The organism is Sphingobacterium puteale (genome assembly GCF_003627955.1).
In the GTDB taxonomy this organism is placed as follows: domain Bacteria; phylum Bacteroidota; class Bacteroidia; order Sphingobacteriales; family Sphingobacteriaceae; genus Sphingobacterium; species Sphingobacterium puteale.
The window spans coordinates 24,562-43,825 of the sequence record NZ_RBWS01000010.1 but is presented as its reverse complement, the minus strand read 5'-3'; the positions used below and the strand labels follow the sequence as shown (position 1 = coordinate 43,825).

General features: G+C 41.2%; 18 protein-coding genes and 2 tRNA genes. 3 read left to right on the top strand and 17 right to left on the bottom strand.

Annotated features, from left to right (window positions below; translation table 11 throughout):
- Positions 1-40 precede the first annotated feature (40 nt).
- Positions 41-113 (top strand) — tRNA-Phe (locus D7322_RS14200).
- Positions 114-225: 112 nt separating this feature from the next.
- On the opposite strand, the gene D7322_RS14195 is transcribed toward D7322_RS14200, so the two are convergent.
- The 9 genes from D7322_RS14195 to fucP all read right to left on the bottom strand — a co-directional run bounded on the left by D7322_RS14195 (position 226) and on the right by fucP (position 10,251).
- Positions 226-1,374, bottom strand: a complete 1,149-nt coding sequence (locus tag D7322_RS14195; RefSeq protein ID WP_121124951.1) for a glycoside hydrolase family 172 protein — start codon at positions 1,372-1,374, stop codon at positions 226-228.
- Between the two features lie 511 nt (positions 1,375-1,885).
- Positions 1,886-2,677, bottom strand: coding sequence for an L-fucose dehydrogenase (locus tag D7322_RS14190; RefSeq protein ID WP_121124950.1), 792 nt, complete (start codon positions 2,675-2,677; stop codon positions 1,886-1,888).
- Positions 2,678-2,856: 179 nt separating this feature from the next.
- A complete protein-coding gene (locus D7322_RS14185) occupies positions 2,857-3,684 on the bottom strand; it encodes an amidohydrolase family protein (protein WP_121124949.1) in 828 nt (275 codons plus the stop codon).
- Positions 3,685-3,709: 25 nt separating this feature from the next.
- Positions 3,710-4,567 (bottom strand): fumarylacetoacetate hydrolase family protein, encoded by an 858-nt coding sequence (locus D7322_RS14180; protein WP_104383188.1) that lies wholly within the window; start codon positions 4,565-4,567, stop codon positions 3,710-3,712.
- 37 nt (positions 4,568-4,604) lie between these two features.
- On the bottom strand, positions 4,605-5,369 hold the full coding sequence (locus D7322_RS14175; protein ID WP_121124948.1) for an SDR family NAD(P)-dependent oxidoreductase: 765 nt from the start codon (positions 5,367-5,369) through the stop codon (positions 4,605-4,607).
- Between the two features lie 2 nt (positions 5,370-5,371).
- Entirely contained in the window at positions 5,372-6,685 is a 1,314-nt protein-coding gene (locus tag D7322_RS14170) for an alpha-L-fucosidase (RefSeq protein ID WP_121124946.1), read from the bottom strand.
- A gap of 109 nt (positions 6,686-6,794) precedes the next feature.
- The gene (locus D7322_RS14165) at positions 6,795-8,453 is read right to left on the bottom strand and encodes a UxaA family hydrolase (protein WP_121124945.1); all 1,659 of its coding nucleotides are present in this window, start codon (positions 8,451-8,453) and stop codon (positions 6,795-6,797) included.
- Positions 8,454-8,456: 3 nt separating this feature from the next.
- Positions 8,457-8,789 carry an L-rhamnose mutarotase gene (locus D7322_RS14160; RefSeq protein WP_121124943.1) on the bottom strand — a complete coding sequence of 111 codons (333 nt, stop codon included), beginning with the start codon at positions 8,787-8,789 and terminating at the stop codon, positions 8,457-8,459.
- 196 nt (positions 8,790-8,985) lie between these two features.
- The gene (gene fucP / locus D7322_RS14155; protein ID WP_121124941.1) at positions 8,986-10,251 is read right to left on the bottom strand and encodes an L-fucose:H+ symporter permease; all 1,266 of its coding nucleotides are present in this window, start codon (positions 10,249-10,251) and stop codon (positions 8,986-8,988) included.
- 143 nt (positions 10,252-10,394) lie between these two features.
- Here fucP and D7322_RS14150 point away from each other — a divergent pair, with 143 nt between their 5' ends.
- Positions 10,395-11,258, top strand: a complete 864-nt coding sequence (locus D7322_RS14150) for an AraC family transcriptional regulator (protein ID WP_121124939.1) — start codon at positions 10,395-10,397, stop codon at positions 11,256-11,258.
- On the opposite strand, the gene D7322_RS14145 is transcribed toward D7322_RS14150, so the two are convergent.
- From D7322_RS14145 to D7322_RS14110, 8 genes are all read right to left on the bottom strand, one after another.
- Complete coding sequence (locus tag D7322_RS14145; RefSeq protein WP_121124937.1) at positions 11,247-12,215, bottom strand: NAD(P)H-quinone oxidoreductase; 969 nt, start codon at positions 12,213-12,215, stop codon at positions 11,247-11,249. The genes D7322_RS14150 and D7322_RS14145 overlap by 12 nt on opposite strands.
- A 140-nt stretch (positions 12,216-12,355) precedes the next feature.
- Positions 12,356-15,109 carry a TonB-dependent receptor gene (locus D7322_RS14140; RefSeq protein WP_121124936.1) on the bottom strand — a complete coding sequence of 918 codons (2,754 nt, stop codon included), beginning with the start codon at positions 15,107-15,109 and terminating at the stop codon, positions 12,356-12,358.
- Between the two features lie 134 nt (positions 15,110-15,243).
- Positions 15,244-15,771 (bottom strand): ferritin, encoded by a 528-nt coding sequence (locus tag D7322_RS14135; RefSeq protein WP_108637070.1) that lies wholly within the window; start codon positions 15,769-15,771, stop codon positions 15,244-15,246.
- Positions 15,772-16,149: 378 nt separating this feature from the next.
- On the bottom strand, positions 16,150-16,554 hold the full coding sequence (locus D7322_RS14130; RefSeq protein WP_245971345.1) for a DUF6686 family protein: 405 nt from the start codon (positions 16,552-16,554) through the stop codon (positions 16,150-16,152).
- Positions 16,555-16,796: 242 nt separating this feature from the next.
- Entirely contained in the window at positions 16,797-17,156 is a 360-nt protein-coding gene (hpf, locus tag D7322_RS14125; RefSeq protein WP_108637072.1) for a ribosome hibernation-promoting factor, HPF/YfiA family, read from the bottom strand.
- 14 nt (positions 17,157-17,170) lie between these two features.
- Positions 17,171-18,052: a tyrosine-type recombinase/integrase gene (locus D7322_RS14120; protein ID WP_121124933.1), complete on the bottom strand. Its 882-nt coding sequence runs from the start codon at positions 18,050-18,052 to the stop codon at positions 17,171-17,173.
- Positions 18,053-18,155: 103 nt separating this feature from the next.
- The gene (gene rpsU, locus D7322_RS14115; protein WP_046672133.1) at positions 18,156-18,350 is read right to left on the bottom strand and encodes a 30S ribosomal protein S21; all 195 of its coding nucleotides are present in this window, start codon (positions 18,348-18,350) and stop codon (positions 18,156-18,158) included.
- Between the two features lie 90 nt (positions 18,351-18,440).
- The gene (locus tag D7322_RS14110; RefSeq protein ID WP_183078708.1) at positions 18,441-19,073 is read right to left on the bottom strand and encodes an HAD family hydrolase; all 633 of its coding nucleotides are present in this window, start codon (positions 19,071-19,073) and stop codon (positions 18,441-18,443) included.
- A gap of 89 nt (positions 19,074-19,162) precedes the next feature.
- On the opposite strand from D7322_RS14110, the gene D7322_RS14105 reads away from it, so the two are divergent.
- Positions 19,163-19,236, top strand: a tRNA-Ile gene (locus D7322_RS14105).
- Positions 19,237-19,264 lie beyond the last annotated feature (28 nt).

Here is a 19,264-nt window from a genome sequence, read left to right as displayed (position 1 = left end):
CTTCAATCTGATGATCACAGATTTAAATAAAAGGTCAACTGGTGCCATAGCTCAGCTGGTAGAGCAAAGGACTGAAAATCCTTGTGTCCCTGGTTCGAACCCAGGTGGCACCACAGAAAAAGCCTGTTCATTTGAGCAGGCTTTTTTTGTTTAAACAGCTTTATACCCAAAATTCTTTGGGTCAAGTCGGACTCCTTATCATTACCCTGGCAGAAGGAGGGCAACTCAGTTGATTTCTATCCCATTCTTTCCTGGAAGCGGCTTAAATTTCCCATGGGGTTCTGTTTGGTACCAGTAGGCTACCGAAATAATATCAGATTTCTGTGGTAGATATCGGTCTTCAGAGCGCCAGCCCAGATCTTGAACGGTCACCTTTAAGTCGCCATCAAAACGTACAGGGTCAAGAATATGCCATCGATACATACCAAATCGCTGCTGAGAATCATATATCCCATCTGGCCGAATGACCTGATGTAGCCCAGCATAAGGGGTAGTAAATTCCTGATAACGTCGGGTTTCTTTATTTTCAAAATTGTATGATCCACAAAAATAATCTTCCAGCCCTGTCGTCACAATCGTCGCAAACTCTTTATCGCCATCGAGAAAGAACTTGACTTCACCTTCGCCCCACCAGCCAGTGTTGTTAACTCCCACAGCTAAATAGGTTCCCACATAATGTCCCTTGCCTTTGACACCATCCAAAATGGTGTGTAAAGAACCTTCGGTGGGATGGGATCTCCGATACTGCGCATGAAAATAGGCCTCATCATTTGCGACCTCGGTCTCGGCATAATTGACCTGATAATAGAGCACCATAGGGTGAATGCTCACGTTCTCCATCGTTATTTTACATTTTTTTCGAAAAGGCATTTGCCAATACGAGTTAAATGCACTCCCCGGATTGACGGTCATGGCCAAAGAATTTAAGGGCGCATATTTATTCCAGCCCATCCCAAAAAAGGCACCGACAGGAGCTTCAATTGAAGGCTCAGTCTCCCCATCCCAATAAAACCGGATAATGGATTGGCTCCAGTTTCCTGTAGGTGTCATCCAGATGTGCTGAATAATTCCCGAGCCATCTATTTCAGCCAGCGTAAATGTCTCACCAGCACCAATATGAACATACGGATTAACTTTCCAACCTACCCCCAATTCACGGGCAGCCCTAGATGCATTTGCCTGGTTACGCGCTCCCTCCTTTTCATTTGGGACAGCCATTCCCCCTTTACCTTTCCCACCGCTAAAGTTCTCAGGGCTGATCGACCTGGTTTTAGCATTAGACAGTTTGGATAGATTACTTAATCCACTTGAATTTTGAGCAAAAGATGTATAACCGAATAGGACTATACACCATACAAACATGAATCTTTTCATATGCAGTAATTAATTATTTTTTGAGTGTCTATTTTCAACGGCTTAAATGAAATTTATCAGTTAGATGGGAGTTTTCCATAAAAAACCACATCCAATTGGGTCCTAAAATTGAAATATTAAATATGGACAGCGGATCATCCATTTCATCGTTATCTGGAATTTATTTCTTACAATCAGTTATGCAGGATCTGTTTAACTTTCTTAGCTAAATCGTTTAAACAAAAAAGTAAAAAATGAAAAGGCTCTCTAGCTTGTCTTAAGTTTATATGTATCAGTTATACAAGTATAGACTTAATCAATTAAATAAGTAAATAAAAAATTGTATCTTTTTTGTTAACACCAAAATTATCAACATGTTAACCACAAAACATACGATTCACTTATTTTCTTAGTATCAGCAATCGGCCTCTTTTTTATGGTATAGAAAAAGCCGGAAGCGTAGTTCTTCCGGCTTGACGGGCAGGGCCCTATTTTTTTAGCACAGATAGTGCCTCTTTTCAATTTTCGCCTATTATTGCTCCGCGATAATGGAACGATCCAGATGCACATAACCGCCATCCACATGGATCAATTGTCCTGTTGTATGGCTTGACTTTTCAGATAGTAAGAATACGGTTGTATCCGCGATTTCTTCTGCAGTCGTCATGCGATGTTCCAGTGGAATACGGTCAGTAATTTTTTTCAATATTTCCTCCGGATTTGGTAAGGTCTGGATCCAGGTATCGTATTGTGGCGTTGCGCATTCGGCAACAACAATAGCGTTTACACGGATGGAAAAAGGCAACAGTTCTACCGCCCATTCACGTGTCAGTGCATTTCGTCCACCATTAGAAGCGGCATAAGCCGAAGTATTGCCCTGTCCGGTTTCTCCTGTTTTGGAAGAAATATTGACGATACTACCTTTAGATACTTTCAGCGCGTCAAGGGCATGATGCGCCATTAAGTAATAATGGATCAGGTTTTTATGCAGTGATGCTACAAATTTTTCGTAGTTACCAGAAGCTAAGCCTACCCCATCATTTTGTCCTGCATTATTCACCAAACCATCGATACGACCATAGACCTCCAGTGTCTTTTGTACTGCTTTTTCACAATCTTCAGGTTTGGACAATTCAGCCTCAATACACAAAGCATCAATACCGAACTGTTTCACTTCTTCCCTTACTTTCTCGTTGTCGGCCTGCTTACGTCCAACAATGACAGGAATAGCTTGCTCTTTGGCCAATGCATGCACGACAGCACGCCCGATCCCTTTCGCGCCCCCCGTAACAATAACAACTTTATCTTTTAAATGAAGATCCATAATAATTTTATTGAATTGTGTGTTTCATTGATGCTTCGAACCTGTCCGCATCAATAAACTCGTTTCACTGGTTATTGATTAAAACCTCTGTCGACAACGTCGAGCTACTTATTCCCGTTATTTGGCTGTCTAAAAAATCAGCATGCATTCTTTCCCTTTCATGCATACTGATTTCTTTCTTATAAATTATATACACGTATAGCATTCTCAGCCCAAAACGCATTTTTTTCCGATGCTGTAAAGCTGCCCAGTTTATCCTCCACTATTGCAATACTTTCCTCATAGGAAGCCGCCAAAAGGCATACCGGCCAGTCCGACCCGAACATAATCCTGTCTTTTCCAAAACGTTGAAAAATATGGTCGAGATATTGTGTAAAATCATCCAATTTCCATCCGGTCCAATCTGCTTCCGTTGCCAGTCCGGACACTTTACATACGACATTTGGGAAGGCAGCAAGCTTATCGATAAACGCGGCCCAGTCATCAAACTCTTTTGATTTAATGGGCGGTTTGGCGATATGATCCAGCACAAACTGCAGGTTCGGATTCTGCTGTACACATTGTAATGTAGCCGCGTAATGACGCGGACGGATCAATAAATCGTAGGTGTAACCAAAAGCGGCCAGCGCTTTCAAGCCCTTCAATACAGCGGGCCGAATCAAAAAATCCGGATCCAACTCCCCCTCAACGACATGACGGAAACCTTTGATTACCGGCAATTCTTTATAGCTGATCAACTGTTGCTCAATATCTTCGGCCTGAAGGTCGATCCAACCGACAACACCCTTGATAAAAGGGTAACTTTTGGATAGCTGCACCAAGTAGTTTGTCTCCGCGTCAGACTGATCGGCCTGAACGGCCACACTACCTGCGAATCCATTTCGTTCCAAAACAAACTGCATATCCAGGGGCGTAAAATCCCGTTGGATAGCCTGCATTTCGTCGGTAATCCAACTGTCTCTAACGGGATCGTATTGCCAAAAATGCTGATGGGTATCTATACGCATAATAAAACCTAAAATATTAGCTAAATTAATTTTTGGAATAAGCAACCACAGTCTGACGCGACTCGCCGAGGCCATCTGCTCCCAATTCGATCACATCACCTGCTTTTAAATAAATTGGCGGATTGAAACCAAGGCCCACACCAGCTGGTGTTCCCGTTGAAATCACGTCACCCGGCAATAGGGTCATAAATTTGGAGACGTACGATACAACGTGGGCAATCGAAAAAATTAAATCCTTGGTATTTCCATCCTGATAGGTTTTTCCGTTCACTTTCAACCAGATGCGCACATTATTGATATCCTTAATTTCTTCTTTGGTTGCCATAAACGGCCCCATCGGAGCGAAGGTATCACAACCTTTTCCTTTATCCCAGGTGCCGCCACGTTCCAACTGGTACTCGCGCTCAGAAACGTCATTGTGCAAGACATAACCCGCCACATAATCCAGCGCCTCATGTTCCTCCACATAAGAAGCTTTTTTACCGATCACAATACAGAACTCCACTTCCCAATCTGTCTTTACAGAATCTTTAGGAATCATTACGTTGTCGTATGGTCCTATTAAAGAAGTCGTAGATTTCATAAAAATAATAGGTTCAGCAGGAATTGGGGCATTGGTTTCCTTTGCATGATCCATATAGTTCAATCCGATGCAGACAATTTTGGACGGACGGGCAAAAGGTGCTCCGATACGTTCTTCCTGAGGTATTTCAATAAGCTTACCTGCATTTGCTTTGACGAATTCTTCCAAACGAGCCAAGCCATCCTCTGCAAAGAACTGCTCATTGTAATCACCACCAAATGCACTTACATCGTAATTTACGCCGTCAATCTGAACTCCGATTTTCTCTTTGCCGAAGGCTCCAAAACGTATTAATTTCATATTTTTATAGATTTGAGATTTGTATGGTATCTAACATTTAATTATTCAATTTAATAAAACCACCATCAATAGGATAGTCATTGCCGGTAATAAAACCTGCATCATCACTACAAAGGAAAAGTGCTAATTTAGCAATTTCTTCCGGCTGTGCCATACGGCCTATCGGTTGGCTTGCAGACAACTTTTCAAACATTTCCTCTTCTTTACCGGGATAGTTCTTCGCTATAAATCCATCCACAAAAGGGGTGTGTACACGGGCTGGCGAGATACTGTTGCACCGAATGCCATAAGCCATATAATCCCGTGCTACAGACATGGACATTGCATAGATCGCACCTTTACTCATGGAATAGGCGAAACGATCCGTAATCCCAACCCATGCCGCGATTGAAGCCAGATTTAGGATAGCCCCTGCTCCCTGTGCCTTCATGATCGGCACAACCGCATATAATGCATTATATGCACCCTTCACATTCACATTAAAAACGCGTTCAAAGTCTTCGGATTTACAATTTTCTAAATTACCAACGTGGGCAATGCCAGCATTATTCACTAAAATATCAATTTTTCCGATATTTTGAGCTATTGTGCCAATTTCTTGTTGATCGGTCACATTACAACGATTGAACACAGCCTGTCCTCCCAGAGCCAAAATTTCCTCCACTACAGCATTCCCACCTTCCTCATTTAAGTCCAGAATATGGACTTTTGCTCCTTCCACAGCAAATTGCACACTGATAGCTCGGCCAATTCCACTACCACCGCCTGTAATAACAGCTACTTTCTGTTCTAATTTTCCCATTGTTATTTAATTGTTAGCGTTAAAACCAGATCTGCCTCATCGTTTGACGCAGGCAAATCCAATCGTAAACTATGATCTATATTACTGAATTTAATATCCTTATTGCCAATAAATGTCTTCACCTTCTTCACCTGATAAGGTAGCTTGGCAATAACTAATTCTTTTTTCCCGGGTTTAAGGATATGCAGGAATACCTGATTTCCTTTTCGCGTCAATGCATAATCATCTGTAGGTGCGACTCCCCCGGCTTCGGTTCCATAAATGGTCTCACCATAAACAGCTAACCATTTTCCGAGATCTTTTAAGCGATCTTGTTGATAGTCCTGGATCTCGCCATTCGGCATCGGCCCTACATTCAGCAACAGGTTTGAGCCATGTCCGGCCGCCTTGACCAAGTAGGTCAAGACCTCTCTGAACGATTTACGTGTCCTGTCTTTCAGTTCAAAACCCCAGGATCCGGCAATCGTGCCACATACCTCTTTGGGCAATTTGCCGACATCATGTGCGCTTGTTCCAAATCCGGTGGTGTTCTCCCCTGGCAGGTCTCGTTCAAACATCTGAAAGTCCTCTCCTTCAAATGGAGCCAGATGGTGATTGTTACCCACCAAACATTGCGGCTGCAACTTGTGGATCAATTCATAAATTTCGCTTAGATGCCAATCCTCCTTTGGTTTGTCCCAATGTCCATCAAACCAGATTCCGTCAATTTGCCCATATTGCGTAAGCAGCTCGGTCAACTGACTTTTCATAAACTGCACATAATGATTCCAATCGCCTTTTGTGGAATCACGCCCTGCAATACCACTACCTGTTTTACCTGCCGGCAAATAATCATTCCGATGCCAATCCAGTAATGAATAATAAAACATGACTTTTATCCCTTCTGCACGGCAGGCCGCCACCAGTTCCTTCACGATATCACGTTTAAACGGGGACTTTTTTACAATGTTGTAATCGGATGTTTGACTATTCCACATCGAAAAGCCGTCATGGTGCCTGGTTGTAAAAGTAATGTACTTGGCACCCGATTGCTTAAATAATTTTGCCCATTGTTTTGCATCAAAAGAAATGGGGTTAAAAAATTTAGGCAGCAACGCATACTCATCCAGGCTAATATTCTGATTGTTCATGACCCATTCGCCATCCCCCAACACACTATATACCCCCCAATGGATAAAGACTCCGAATCGAGATTGTTCAAACCATTCCCTATTTTTTTGGTTTTCAGGGCTTGGTTGATAATGTTGCTGGCTATAACCATAGGAAATGGATCCAATGAGCAGGGCCAGGCTACAGATGACATGTTTTAGTTTCATATGGAATTATTTATGATTTAAAGGCCATATGGAATATCCGGACCATTTTATATGCTGTCTGTGCTTTTTTAAGACATGGATATTTCATTATGCTTGATAATTTGGTTATTTACAAAGAAACACCCCTTCGCCAAGGAATAAAATCATCCTGTCCCAACAAGACTGCTTTAGGTTTAATTTCACCTGAAGCAACTTCAATCACATAATCAAGGATGCGATGCGCAGCCTGTTCAATGCTCTCCGTACCTTCGATAATGGTACCACAATTGAGATCTATGATATCTGGCATTTTTTCAAAAGTTTTGGTATTGGTCGATAGTTTTACCACAGGGGTAATGGGGTTTCCTGTCGGTGTGCCCAGGCCTGTTGTAAATAATACAATATTCGCTCCTGCAGCAACTTCCGCAGTGGTACTCTCGACATCATTCCCCGGTGTACATAGTAGGTTTAGCCCTGCACCATTAGCAAGTTCGGGATAATCAATTACGGCTGCTACCGGTGAGGTACCTCCTTTTTTTGCCGCTCCTGCAGATTTGATCGCATCCGTAATCAGGCCATCCCGGATATTGCCCGGAGAGGGATTCATATAGAAGCCCGAACCATCTGCTTCCGCCTTAGCGTTATAGGTGCGCATTAAGCTCATAAATTTCTCCGCAGTAGCTTCATCCACACAACGGTCACTAAGTTCCTGCTCCACGCCACATAGTTCCGGAAATTCAGCTAAAATGACCGAACCGCCCAAAGTTACCAGAATATCGGAAACAAAACCCAGTGCCGGATTGGCAGAGATCCCTGAGAAGCCGTCTGAGCCACCACATTCCAAGCCAATACATAATTTATCCAACGTGGCTGGTTTGCGCTCATTTTTATCCGCCTGCATCATGCCCGCAAAGGTCGCTTTGATCGCCTTTTGCATCAGTTCTTTCTCCGTACCCTCTTTTTGCTGTTCAAAAATGTATAAAGGCCTGTCGAACCCCGGATTTCTTTTCTCGATTTCAGCCTTTAGAATGGAGGCTTGCGCATGTTGACAACCTAAGCTCAATACAGTCGCTCCCGCGACGTTTGGATGGGTTATATAACCGGCCAGCAAGCCACAGAGGGCGTCGGAATCCATACGTGTACCCCCGCAGCCCATTTCATGATTCAGAAACTTGATACCGTCAACGTTTTTAAACAAACGTTCTTGTTCATTTGAAGTTGGATTGGCCAATAAGTCCTGCCCGAGAATCTGGTTCACATCTGCTCCGGATTTGTATAAATCTATTAAGTCTTCTACTTCGGCGATATAATTATTGGCTTTCACTTTATAGCCCAGCTTTTCTTCGAAAGCCGCTTTAAGCGTCAGGACATTCCGGTTTTCACAAAATACCAATGGAATGACCAACCAATAATTCGCTGTCCCCACCGTACCATTTGAGCGGTGGAACCCATTGAATGTTTTGTCTTTAAATGCGGTGACATCTGGTTTGACCCAAGCGGTCTTGCGGTCTCCCATTCTAAAGTCTTCGGATGCATGACGTAGATTTTCCGTTGTAATCAATTCACCAGCACTTAAATCCGCATTCAGCTTGCCGACCAAAACGCCGTACATCAATATTTCGGCATCTCGTTTCATCGGCTGAATGGTAAACTTATGTTTGGCCGCAACGGCTTGTTTCAAAGTAAACTCGCTGCCTTCGAAAACAATTGTCGTTCCTTCGGCCAAGTCCTGTAAAGCAACCAGGACATTATCCATCGGATGGATCTGTAAATAGCGTTGTATGGCCATAATTTAAACTAATTCAAATATTTTATTCATCAATACCCATTTCTCACCGGGTTTGGCTCCCGGGATCGCAGCCTGATATTTCCACATCAGTTGCTCCCACTCCTGTACCTTTTCATTGGCCGCATCCATAGCTGATTTCTTTTCAAATGAAAAATTCGCACCAACTTCCATGTTCATAAATAGTCTATTCTCAAAACGATAGATCTCCATCTGCGTTACGCCGGCATCCAAGATCGATTGCTTGATCTCTGGCCACACCGCACGGTGATAGTCCTCGTACTCTTTGATCAATTGTGGATCATTGACAAGATCCAATGCCATGACATATTTTTTCATCTATATAAATTTGTTTTTTTTCTCGATGAAGCGATCAGATTTATCATCGAGTGTATTTTTTAAGCGCATTCATAATTTTCCTTCGTTGTATCCATGAACTGATTTATTCATTAAATTAGTATGCTAAGGTATTCATGAACTCACTTCGTTCGGTTCACTCGGTTTGATTAAACCATGATGGTTTCATTGTTCGTTATTAATGTGATTTAAGATTTTCTGTTTCGGCGATACGCACGTTCCTATTTTGAAAAGCAAAGGCCAACACCACAATAAAACAGACTAAAGGCACAAAATAACCGTATTGAAAATGGCCTGTTTTATCCGATATAAAACCCAAAAGCGGCGGCAATAAAGCCCCGCCTACAATAGACATAACGATTAAGCTGGATGCAGATTTAGTATCTGCGCCAATACCTTGTACACCAAAGGCAAAGATGGTCGGGAACATAATGGACATAAAAAATGCGATTCCGATCAAGGCATATAATGTTTGTATCCCCGTTCCAAAAATAACGAACAGCGATAACACGATCGTAACAAACGAGTAGATGATCAACAACTTGGACGCAGACACAAAACGCATAAAGAAAGTACCGATAAATCGACCCAACATAAATGCAAGTCCGGCAAAACCAGCGTAGTCTGCCCCATCTTTACCTGATATTCCCGCTACTTCGGTCGCATATAATACCAGAAAGCTCAAAATACAGACCTGTGCACCAACATAAAAAAACTGTGCAATAACAGCCCATCTTACATTTTTATGCTTCAACGCGTGAAAAAAGCCAGCTTTTCCCTCTTCCTCATCATCTTTGATATCCGGTAATTTGGTAAAGAAAAATAAAGCAGCGATCAATAAGATCAATACCCCTAAAACAAGGTAAGGCATTTTTACGGAAGCAGTTTCTGACTGAATATAAGCCATTTTTGCCTGTTCAGCCATTTGCGCTAGTTCTTCCTGCGATTTAGGTTCGTGCGACAAAATAAATTTCCCGCCGAATATAGGTGCCAGAAAGGCCGCAAGTCCATTGAATGACTGCGCAAAATTTAACCTTTGGGCTGAGGTTGAAGGGTCACCCAGTATCGCCACATAGGGATTGGCAGCGGTCTCTAAGATCGTCAAGCCACAGGCAACAACGAATAGCGCGCCCAAAAAGAATACATAACTGATCGTATTCGCTGCCGGAACGAATAAAAAGCAGCCCAGTGCAAAGAAAAGCAGTCCGATCAGAATGCCCGCCTTATAACCATAACGCTTCATAATAATTCCCGCTGGGATCGCCATCACAAAATAGGCGATAAATACCGCTGAATCAACCAGAGATGCCTGGAAATGCGATAAACTAAAAGCATTCCGCAAATGTGGAATCAAGATCGGATCAAGGTTATGGATAAATCCCCAAAAGAAGAACAAGGAGGTCACCAAAATCAAGGCAAATGTGTAACTCTTTTTGTTAGTCATATATTCAAATGGTTATAAGTAGTTATTTTATGTAAAATAAGCCTAAAAAACTTAGACAATATTCAAGTATATTATCAATTTATTAAGCTATATTACCATATCCAAACAGAAATAAGTAACTTTAATGCATATATTTCATAGTCATGAAAGCACAGTTACTGCATTTAGACAACGACCTTACCCATTCATTCAATGCGAGAAGAGACGATACACCGCAATATCACAATATTTGGCACTATCACGAAGAGCTCGAACTGATTTATTTTGCTGAAGGATCTGGCACACAATTTATTGGCGACAGTGTACGACGTTTTGAATCCGGAGATATCACTTTGGTAGGTTCCAATCTTCCCCATTATTGGTTGTTTGATGAGATTTACCTACGGGAAGATCGTCCCCAGGCCGCAGATATACGGGTACTGCATTTTAAGGAAAACTTCTGGGGGAATGAATTCACCAACCTGCCGGAAAACAAAAATATCAAAGACTTGATGCGGATTTCGAAACGGGGGATTGCACTTTCCAGCTCTTGCCGGACGGACACGATAGCACATATTGATGCCATATTAGATAGTGTGGGCACCGCCCGTCTTATTCACCTGCTCCAGCTTCTTATGACCATTGCCGCAGAAGAACAACATGACCTATTAACCAGCACAAGCTTTACGATTCAGTCACAGGACCAAGATGCGGACCGTATGCGCATTGCCATGCATTATATCGGTGAAAATTATCGGGACCAAATCCGTCTACAGCAACTAGCCTCATTGACAGGTATGACACCTAATTCATTTTGTCGTTATTTTAAATCACAGCTCGGGAAAACACTTTTTCAGTTTCTCATTGAAATGCGTGTAAAGACCGCATGTAATCTCCTGATGGAAAACAAGCAGACAATCAAACAAATCTGCTTCGAATCCGGATTTCAAAACTTTTCAAGTTTCCACAAATATTTCAAGAATATCACGGGCACAACGCCCCTCAATTATCAAAAATCAAAAAGTTAAGACGACTTTGCCCAGCAAGACGGAATCTTCCATTAAACGATGCGCCTCCGGTGCCTCCTCAAATGGAAGAACATGATACAGGACCGGTTTAAAATCTCCGGAAACAATCTTAGGCCACACCTTAGCCCAGATCTCATTACGTAATAGTTCTTTAAATTGACGGTCCCTTGCTCTAAGGGTACTTCCGGTCAATGTAATCCGCTTTTGCATCAATTTAAGCAAGTTCAATTCCACTTTTGCGCCTTGCATGGCATTGATATAAACCAGATGCCCATCAGGGTTCAGGAGGGCTATATTTTTTTCAAAATAAGCACCGCCAATACTATCCAAGATTACATCAACCCCCAGATCGGCCAATGCCAGCTGAAAGTCCTCGCTTTTATAGTTGATTACTTTCGATGCACCAAGAGATTGACAAAAATCGCCCTTTTCCTCCGAACTAACGGTCGTATAGACTTCTGCCCCGAATAAGACTCCCAATTGAATCGCGGTGCTCCCGATCCCGCCGGCTCCGCCATGAACCAAAAAATGGTCACCCGCCTGGAGCTTTCCCCGACGAAAAACATTATCCCATACCGTGAAAACGGTTTCCGGAAGTGCCGCCGCCGCTTCAAAAGTCAGATTAGGCGGAATAGGAAGACAATGTCCTTGATATACGGAAACGTAATTTGCATACCCACCACCGGCAACCAAAGCACACACTGGATCACCAATATTCCAGCTGTCGACCAAACGCCCCTTTTCGACAATAACACCCGCCACCTCGAGTCCCGGAATTCGCGGATCGACACCTGCAGGAGCGGGGTAGTTTCCCTTTCGCTGGAAAACGTCCGGCCTGTTCACCCCTGCCGCCTTGACTGCTATCAGCACATCTAAATCACCTACCCGCGGTTGTTCAAGTTCCTCAACCTGCAATACGTCCGGGCCGCCCGGTTGGGTTATAACTACTGCTTTCATCTGTGAATACTTATTTATTATGTTTTATCTATGCTCGTCTAAAGAGTCTATTTTTTGGTTCAAGTATCCAATGGGCCGATCCATTGTTTAAATCTCCTATCACCTACTCTGAATACCGATATCTTTATCTGCGTGTTTAATCAGGATTTCTTTGGATATTTTTGTAACCTTATATTGAGTGAGAGCATAAAATAACGGGCCAGGCGATTATTTTGAACATCCAATATATCGTTTCCGACAACAGCACGGGAGATTCCCGTATTCTGATTCATCAAATCGAACCCCTGAAACCGCAGCATCCCCAAGTTATTGCGTCCAAAAGTGTATTCCAGATAAGCATTGATGATCGTTGGATTGATATTGCTCCATGAACTTGAATACCCCGCGTTAAACTTTTGGGACATCTCCAGCCCCATGGTAAAATGCTTGCCCATATACGCTTTTGACCCAAGGCCCACAATTCCTGAATGCGCCGTAATATTATCCCGAACGGGCCAATCAAAAGTCGCCCGGTTCAGCGAATAATTTCCATTGAGCTCTGCCTCAAAAATATCGTTCCAGGCATAGCGAAATTGAATTGCCTGTGTGAATAAAAAATGTCCACCAAAGCTTTTCTTGTCATTGACATACGATATATTATTGTAGTAATCAGCATTCCCGTTAAGGCTCATCTGTAAGTTATCCGAAAACAAAGAAGCTGTAAAAAGATAGTAGCTCTTGAGATCAAAATAGCCCTCAGTATTACGGTATGTTGTTTTTTGTACTGTTGAATTAGGCTCAATAGTACGATTTGCCACAATTTTATCATTGACGAGATTATAAGCAAGACTAGCTTCAAGATATTGCCCCTTCCGCGTCATGGATTTGCGGTATTTTGATACAATGCTATGTGCAAATTCAGATTTCAGATCCTTGTTCCCAATAACAATATTCTGGGTATTGGTATTATCCACTACAGGTTGTATCTGATAAAAACTAGGCTGGTTATTTCTCCCATAATAATCGATGGCAAGATCCTCGTCTTTCGTAAACTTCCATTTTAGCCCAGCCGAAGGAACCAGATTGACATTCGGGTAGGAAGTTCGTATGTTTTCATTTGTTAAAGCCCCGTTTAATTCTGATGCCTGTACCGCAAAACCCAAATTTATCTTAACATTTTTTCCTATATCCTGACGGTATACCATCCCCACCTTATTGTTAGCAAAAGAATAATCGTATTTTAAACTTAATGAATCTATCTTAGATTGAAGTATATTGTCGAAAGTCGAACGACTGGCATCAATTTTTGTGTAATCAAAATCGTAATTGATCTCCAAAACACCACCAAGGTCCACAGGCTCAACAAGTGACAAGCGGCTTTGGATATTTTTACTTTCGTTATTGGATCGGATCATTTGATTTAGATAAGTATTTGTGACCTTAGGCGGAGTCAGGCTGCTATCTACTGCTGTATTATTATCACCTAATACCTCATCTTTATCCAAGGAGTTAAAGTCTGAATGAAAAGTATACAATATTTTTCGGCCCGGTTTGTCAAAACTACGGACATAAAATAGATCAAGCGCTGCTGCAGGACTCTCGGTACTATTCGCCGCACCATAGATCCCCGTACTGCTCAATCTATTGTTTTTTATCCGTCTATCTTTTAACGTGCGGCTTGTGGAATTGGTCCAGGAGAGTTTTGGAGAGATCTTCAATTGATCTTTAGGCGACAGCTTCATATCAAAGTCCCAGTCCATCTTGTGTGTCCGGTCAACCGACTTTATTTTGTAATCCTCATAGTTACTGATTGCTGTGCTATTTCCTTTTCCAGATCCATAGATAGATTGCAAAAAAGAATTTCCTACCGTATTATTATTACGCTGTGTAAAAGAGTATTTTCCACTGGCGTTCACCTTTTTGGAAAGTGGACTTGAAAAACTTGCCCCGATAGAACTTATCTTATTAACACCATCGGTGGGATCAGCAAAATCTGCCAGTTCGCCCATTTCCCGTTCCCGCTCCCCTCCATTCGGAGAACCGAAAGAAAAGAGATTGGTATTTGTATTATTCATCGAAGACACCATGGAATATTCCTTTCCATTATCAAATCTATTCACCCCGATACTTCCCAGATAGCGCTCTGCGGTTCCTCCGCCCAATGTCGCCTGCCCAAAGGTGATTTTTTTCTTATCTTCTTTAAGAACAATATTCAGTACTTTCTCAGACTCCGTACTTTTGATCCCTTTGGCCGTTGCTTCATCACCATAAAAATCAATGACCTGCACACTCTTCACGAAATCCGCCGGAAGGTTTCGTGTAGCCGTAAGCACATCGCCACCAAAGAATTTTTTACCATCAACTTTTACCGAAGATATCGCTTTCCCAAAAGCATAGACTGACCCGTCTCTGGATACTTGCACGTTGGGCAAGGCTTTGAGCGCCTCCTCTAAAAGTGCCCTTCGATCGAACTGAAAAGCGTCCAGATTAAACTGCACGGTGTCTTGCTTATAGACAATAGGTTTGTATTTTTGGATAACGATTTCTTTGAGCAAGGATACATGCGGAAACATGGTCAATTTTCCCACATCCAATTTGGCTGTGCTACTATTGTATAGTGGATAACTTCTTTCGAGAATACTCAAACCTATCTGGCTACAACTTATGCGAATGTCGTTGCCCAGAACACGTCCAAAGCGGAAATAGCCGGTAGCTGAAGTTGACGAAAATAAGGTATCCCGGGAACTCGTCAAATGCACGCTAACACCTTTCAGCGGGTTGCCGGCAGTATCTACAACAATTCCATAAACTTCTTTTTTTGTCGCCTGACCAAAAGTGCTTTTAGGCAGAAAAAATAAGCTTATAATGGATAACAAAAGTATAAACCGGATTATATCCCCGCCCCTTAGTTTCATCAAACAGACTTTGCAATAATACAATTCAATATAAGAATTCTTAAGGTATTAACGTAAAAAGTTGTGATTTTGTATAAAAAAAAACGAGTTGTCAGGAAAACAACTCGTTCTTTCAACTAATTTTTTATAATCAGTTACTCACCAGCAAAGGTAACCTTCACAAGATGTTTGTCAATTTCCCAACGGCCTGTACCATCTTCACCAATGACATCAAATAATTCCAGGATACGTCGCGCAACAAATTCCTCCTCTACCTGCTCTTCAAGGAACCATTGTACAAAGTTGAAGGTTACATAATCCTTCGCTTTGGCACATTTATCAGCAATATTATTAAATTGCTCTGTTACAAACATTTCCTGTTCCAAAGTCTGCTCAAATACACCACGGAATGATTCAAAATCTTGTGGGATACCTGTAATCTCCGGAGAGATCGCACGTCCACCACGATTGTTGATGTAGTTGAAAAGTTTCAACATGTGCTCACGCTCTTCGTTAGACTGCTTTGCAAAAAACTCAGCAGCGTTTTCCAAACCTTGATCATCACACCATGAAGACATCGCCAGATAGAGAGCTGAAGAGTGTGCTTCTACTTTGATCTGTGCATTTAGTATATTTTCGATCTCTTCTTTCAAAGAAGATTTTAATTTCAATAAATCTTTCATATTTACCTTAAGTTTAATTTCTAAAACAATGTCAAGTGATATACATTATCACCGGATTACATTACAAAGATACATCGGATTTGGAAAATCTGTATAAATAATCTGCAATACAAATTCAGTCTAAATTAGACAGGAAAACCGCAACTTGTTTAGAATCAATACAATTACAAATACCGCTCATAGATACTTTCAATAACCCATAAATTTAAATAATGATAGCCCTGTTACCCAAAAAAACGTCGATTTTTAATAAGTATAGCAGAACACGAAATGGATACTTATTTAATTTTAATTTAAATAAGCAAACCATATAACAGAAAAAGCGGTGTATCTTTTGTTTAGACACACCGCTTTTTCTGTTATTTTATTATAATGTACTTATGCCAAGACGGCAAAAGGTGATACTTGTAGACAGGTTCTGATGACCGAATTTAATTCCATCATAAACTTAGCACCATCCAACAGCTCGCGAAGTTGAAGTACATCCTCTACAGCAAGAATGAAGCATCTTTCTGTACGAAAAGGCATCACAATCTCAAAATCAGATGAACGTGTGGTATCATTGATCATGTGTTCTACATCAATTGCATCCATACGCTTTTTGAATTTCAAAAAGTCTGACACCGAAAAAGATGTCGTTTCGTTATTATACTCCAACCAGAAGCAATTTTTACGGCTACATTGATATACCGTACCAGCTGTAGTGGAAAATACTTCTTCAACGTGTGCTAATGGACAAACCAATTTTGACATTTCTATTACCTTCTCTATTAAACTGCTCAAAAATAAATATTATTTATAATCAATCCAAGTAAAACCGATAATTATTTTGATTTAATATAAATAAGCTTCACCGCCCAATATTACTGACAAGTTGCGAATCTCCCCAAACAAGCTAAAAAATATGCAAGCCGAAGAAGCGAGCAGCGCTTGAATACTTAAAAAGCCGGGACAGCTCGATGGTTCCCATAAAAAAGGAGGTCAGCTTAAACTGACCTCCTTCCTTATAAGTATGTAATATTTTTTTAATCGTATTCTTCCTCTTCTTCTTCCTCTACGGAAAGTACTTCTTTGCGATTGCTAATAACTGTATTTTTTGTCTTTGTTTTATATTTGTTAATCTGTCTACGCAAGGATTCTACAGCGATATCTGTCGCCTCCTCAAAACTCTTCGCCTGCCCTTTTGCGAAAAGTTGGCTTCCGGGGATGTTCAGTTTAATCTCTGAAATCTTATTTGCCTCGTCATCGACATTTTCCAATCGCAGGTAGCATTCACCACCGATAATTGAATCCAAAAACTGCTCTAATTTTCCTGTCTTCTTTTTAATGAATTCGATTAACTTTTGATCTGCATTAAATCGAATGGATTGCACAGTAATGTTCATTTTTCCTCCTTTTTTTAAGCTTTTGGATGAGCTTGTTTATAAATAGACTTCAATCGTTCTGCTGAGTTGTGCGTGTACACCTGCGTCGCCGCAAGTCCCGCATGTCCCAACAGCTCTTTAATTGCATTTAAATCTGCCCCGTTATCCAATAGGGCCGTTGCGTACGTATGCCTCAAAATATGAGGACTCCGCTTACCTTGTGTGGAAATCAGTGTTAAATAATGATGCACAATATCATAGATGAGCTTGGCATACGCTGGTTTACCTTCTTTCGTAACAATCAGTAAGCTGTTATTAGTACCAACAAATTGCGACGCCTTTTGTTGCAAATAGTTTTTCAATTCTTTTACCAAAAGATCATTTATCGGAACAAGGCGTTCTTTGCTCCTTTTACCTAATATAAGGATATTTTTATTAAAAAAATCTATATCCTGCTCCTTAATTTTCAACAGTTCGGCCAGACGGATTCCCGTCCCAAAAAGTAGCTCCATCACCAGATAATTCCGGCACGACTCAAAATCATGCTGCTCCTGTTCCAGATGGTCTAGCAGACGAACCAGTTTTTCTTTCTCCACAACGACAGGTAGTTTTTTTGCAGTCTTTAAGGCCTTAATAAGTGTCATCGGATTTTTATCCAGGCATTCCTCACGCTGAAGAAATTTAAAATAGGTCCGCAACGAAGACATGCTTCGATTGACAGAACTCGCATTCTTACCGGACTCCATCATCTTCGCAAAGTAATGCCGTAAATCCCTGTAAACAACATCCGATAACATGAGTCCCTCCGCATTTAAAAAAGACCAAAACATCTCCAGCTCGTGCCGATAGGCAACAACCGTATGTTCTGAATATCTTTTTTCAATCTGCAAATACCGAATAAACTCCTTTTCCAACATAATTTCCCTCGCTATACTATCCTTAAATTACAAACTTAAAAGCACAAAAAAAAGGGAAAAGCAATGCTTTTCCCTTTATATTTTTAAATTCTCAGCGAATCAATTAGTTAGCCACATCTTGATTCAAAGATTGTTTGTAAATCGCTTTTTTCACTTGAATGCGACGAGTTACAGATCTCTTTTCATAAGCTTGACGTGAACGCAACTCTCTTAAAACGCCAGTTTTCTCGAATTTCTTCTTGAAACGTTTTAATGCTCTATCTAAAGATTCTCCTTCTTTTACATTTACGATAATCATGCGTTGTATATACCTCCTTTCGTCGCTTTTAAAATTTAAAGTGGGACAAAGGTACGATATTTACGTTGAATAAGAAAAGAAAAATAAATTTTATATTAACCCAAATTCCTCCAAGATCATTTTCAAGGGTTTCTCCTTGGTACACAATGCCGTATGCCAGCCTAATTGTTCAGCTGTAGCCAAATGCTGCGGACTATCGTCAATAAACAACGTCTCCGCGGGATTTAAATCCTGCTCCGCCATAACCAATTCGAAAATCTCGGCGTCCGGTTTACGCATGCCCACCAAATGCGAATAATAGGTTTTTTCAAAAAATCCTTCATTATCGGCAACAGCATATTTTTCATGAATAGCATTCATACAGTACGCATAATGAATCGCATTATTATTGCTCAACAAAAAAGTACGATACTCTTCTTTCAATTGCAATAACAACGCATGATGTCCCTCCGGGACGCCGATCAATAAACTGTTCCATGCTCCATCAATTTGCGCGTCAGTCAAGGCAGGATTTTTGGTAATCGCACGAATCCCATCCCGGAATTGCGCAGCACTAATTTTTCCCTTGTCAAAATCGTCAAAAAGTGCACTTTGGCCATGATGCCCAAAAACTTCGTCAACATTTTCTATACCTAACTGAGTAAAAGCAACTTTCAACTTCATAAAGTCGATCATGAAGATTACATTTCCATAATCAAGAACAATATTTTTAATTTTTTCCATCGAATTATTTTGAAATACCAATACAAATATCGATAATTGCATCGTCAAAACGGCATAACCAATGCTGAAATTGACAAAACAAACGACCTGCTCCTATAGCTCAGTCGGTTAGAGTAGAAGACTCATAATCTTTTGGTCCCTGGTTCGAGCCCAGGTGGGAGCACAAAACAAAAAGTCGCTTTCCTATATGG

Excerpts from the sequence above, each read along its gene's own strand:
- D7322_RS14195 (WP_121124951.1), bottom strand. The coding sequence starts at position 1,374 with ATGAAAAGATTCATGTTTGTATGGTGTATAGTCCTATTCGGTTATACA.
- D7322_RS14190 (WP_121124950.1), bottom strand. The coding sequence starts at position 2,677 with ATGGATCTTCATTTAAAAGATAAAGTTGTTATTGTTACGGGGGGCGCG.
- D7322_RS14185 (WP_121124949.1), bottom strand. The coding sequence starts at position 3,684 with ATGCGTATAGATACCCATCAGCATTTTTGGCAATACGATCCCGTTAGA.
- D7322_RS14180 (WP_104383188.1), bottom strand. The coding sequence starts at position 4,567 with ATGAAATTAATACGTTTTGGAGCCTTCGGCAAAGAGAAAATCGGAGTT.
- D7322_RS14175 (WP_121124948.1), bottom strand. The coding sequence starts at position 5,369 with ATGGGAAAATTAGAACAGAAAGTAGCTGTTATTACAGGCGGTGGTAGT.
- D7322_RS14170 (WP_121124946.1), bottom strand. The coding sequence starts at position 6,685 with ATGAAACTAAAACATGTCATCTGTAGCCTGGCCCTGCTCATTGGATCC.
- D7322_RS14165 (WP_121124945.1), bottom strand. The coding sequence starts at position 8,453 with ATGGCCATACAACGCTATTTACAGATCCATCCGATGGATAATGTCCTG.
- D7322_RS14160 (WP_121124943.1), bottom strand. The coding sequence starts at position 8,789 with ATGAAAAAATATGTCATGGCATTGGATCTTGTCAATGATCCACAATTG.
- fucP (WP_121124941.1), bottom strand. The coding sequence starts at position 10,251 with ATGACTAACAAAAAGAGTTACACATTTGCCTTGATTTTGGTGACCTCC.
- D7322_RS14150 (WP_121124939.1), top strand. The coding sequence starts at position 10,395 with ATGAAAGCACAGTTACTGCATTTAGACAACGACCTTACCCATTCATTC.
- D7322_RS14145 (WP_121124937.1), bottom strand. The coding sequence starts at position 12,215 with ATGAAAGCAGTAGTTATAACCCAACCGGGCGGCCCGGACGTATTGCAG.
- D7322_RS14140 (WP_121124936.1), bottom strand. The coding sequence starts at position 15,109 with ATGAAACTAAGGGGCGGGGATATAATCCGGTTTATACTTTTGTTATCC.
- D7322_RS14135 (WP_108637070.1), bottom strand. The coding sequence starts at position 15,771 with ATGAAAGATTTATTGAAATTAAAATCTTCTTTGAAAGAAGAGATCGAA.
- hpf (WP_108637072.1), bottom strand. The coding sequence starts at position 17,156 with ATGAACATTACTGTGCAATCCATTCGATTTAATGCAGATCAAAAGTTA.
- D7322_RS14120 (WP_121124933.1), bottom strand. The coding sequence starts at position 18,052 with ATGTTGGAAAAGGAGTTTATTCGGTATTTGCAGATTGAAAAAAGATAT.
- rpsU (WP_046672133.1), bottom strand. The coding sequence starts at position 18,350 with ATGATTATCGTAAATGTAAAAGAAGGAGAATCTTTAGATAGAGCATTA.
- D7322_RS14110 (WP_183078708.1), bottom strand. The coding sequence starts at position 19,073 with ATGGAAAAAATTAAAAATATTGTTCTTGATTATGGAAATGTAATCTTC.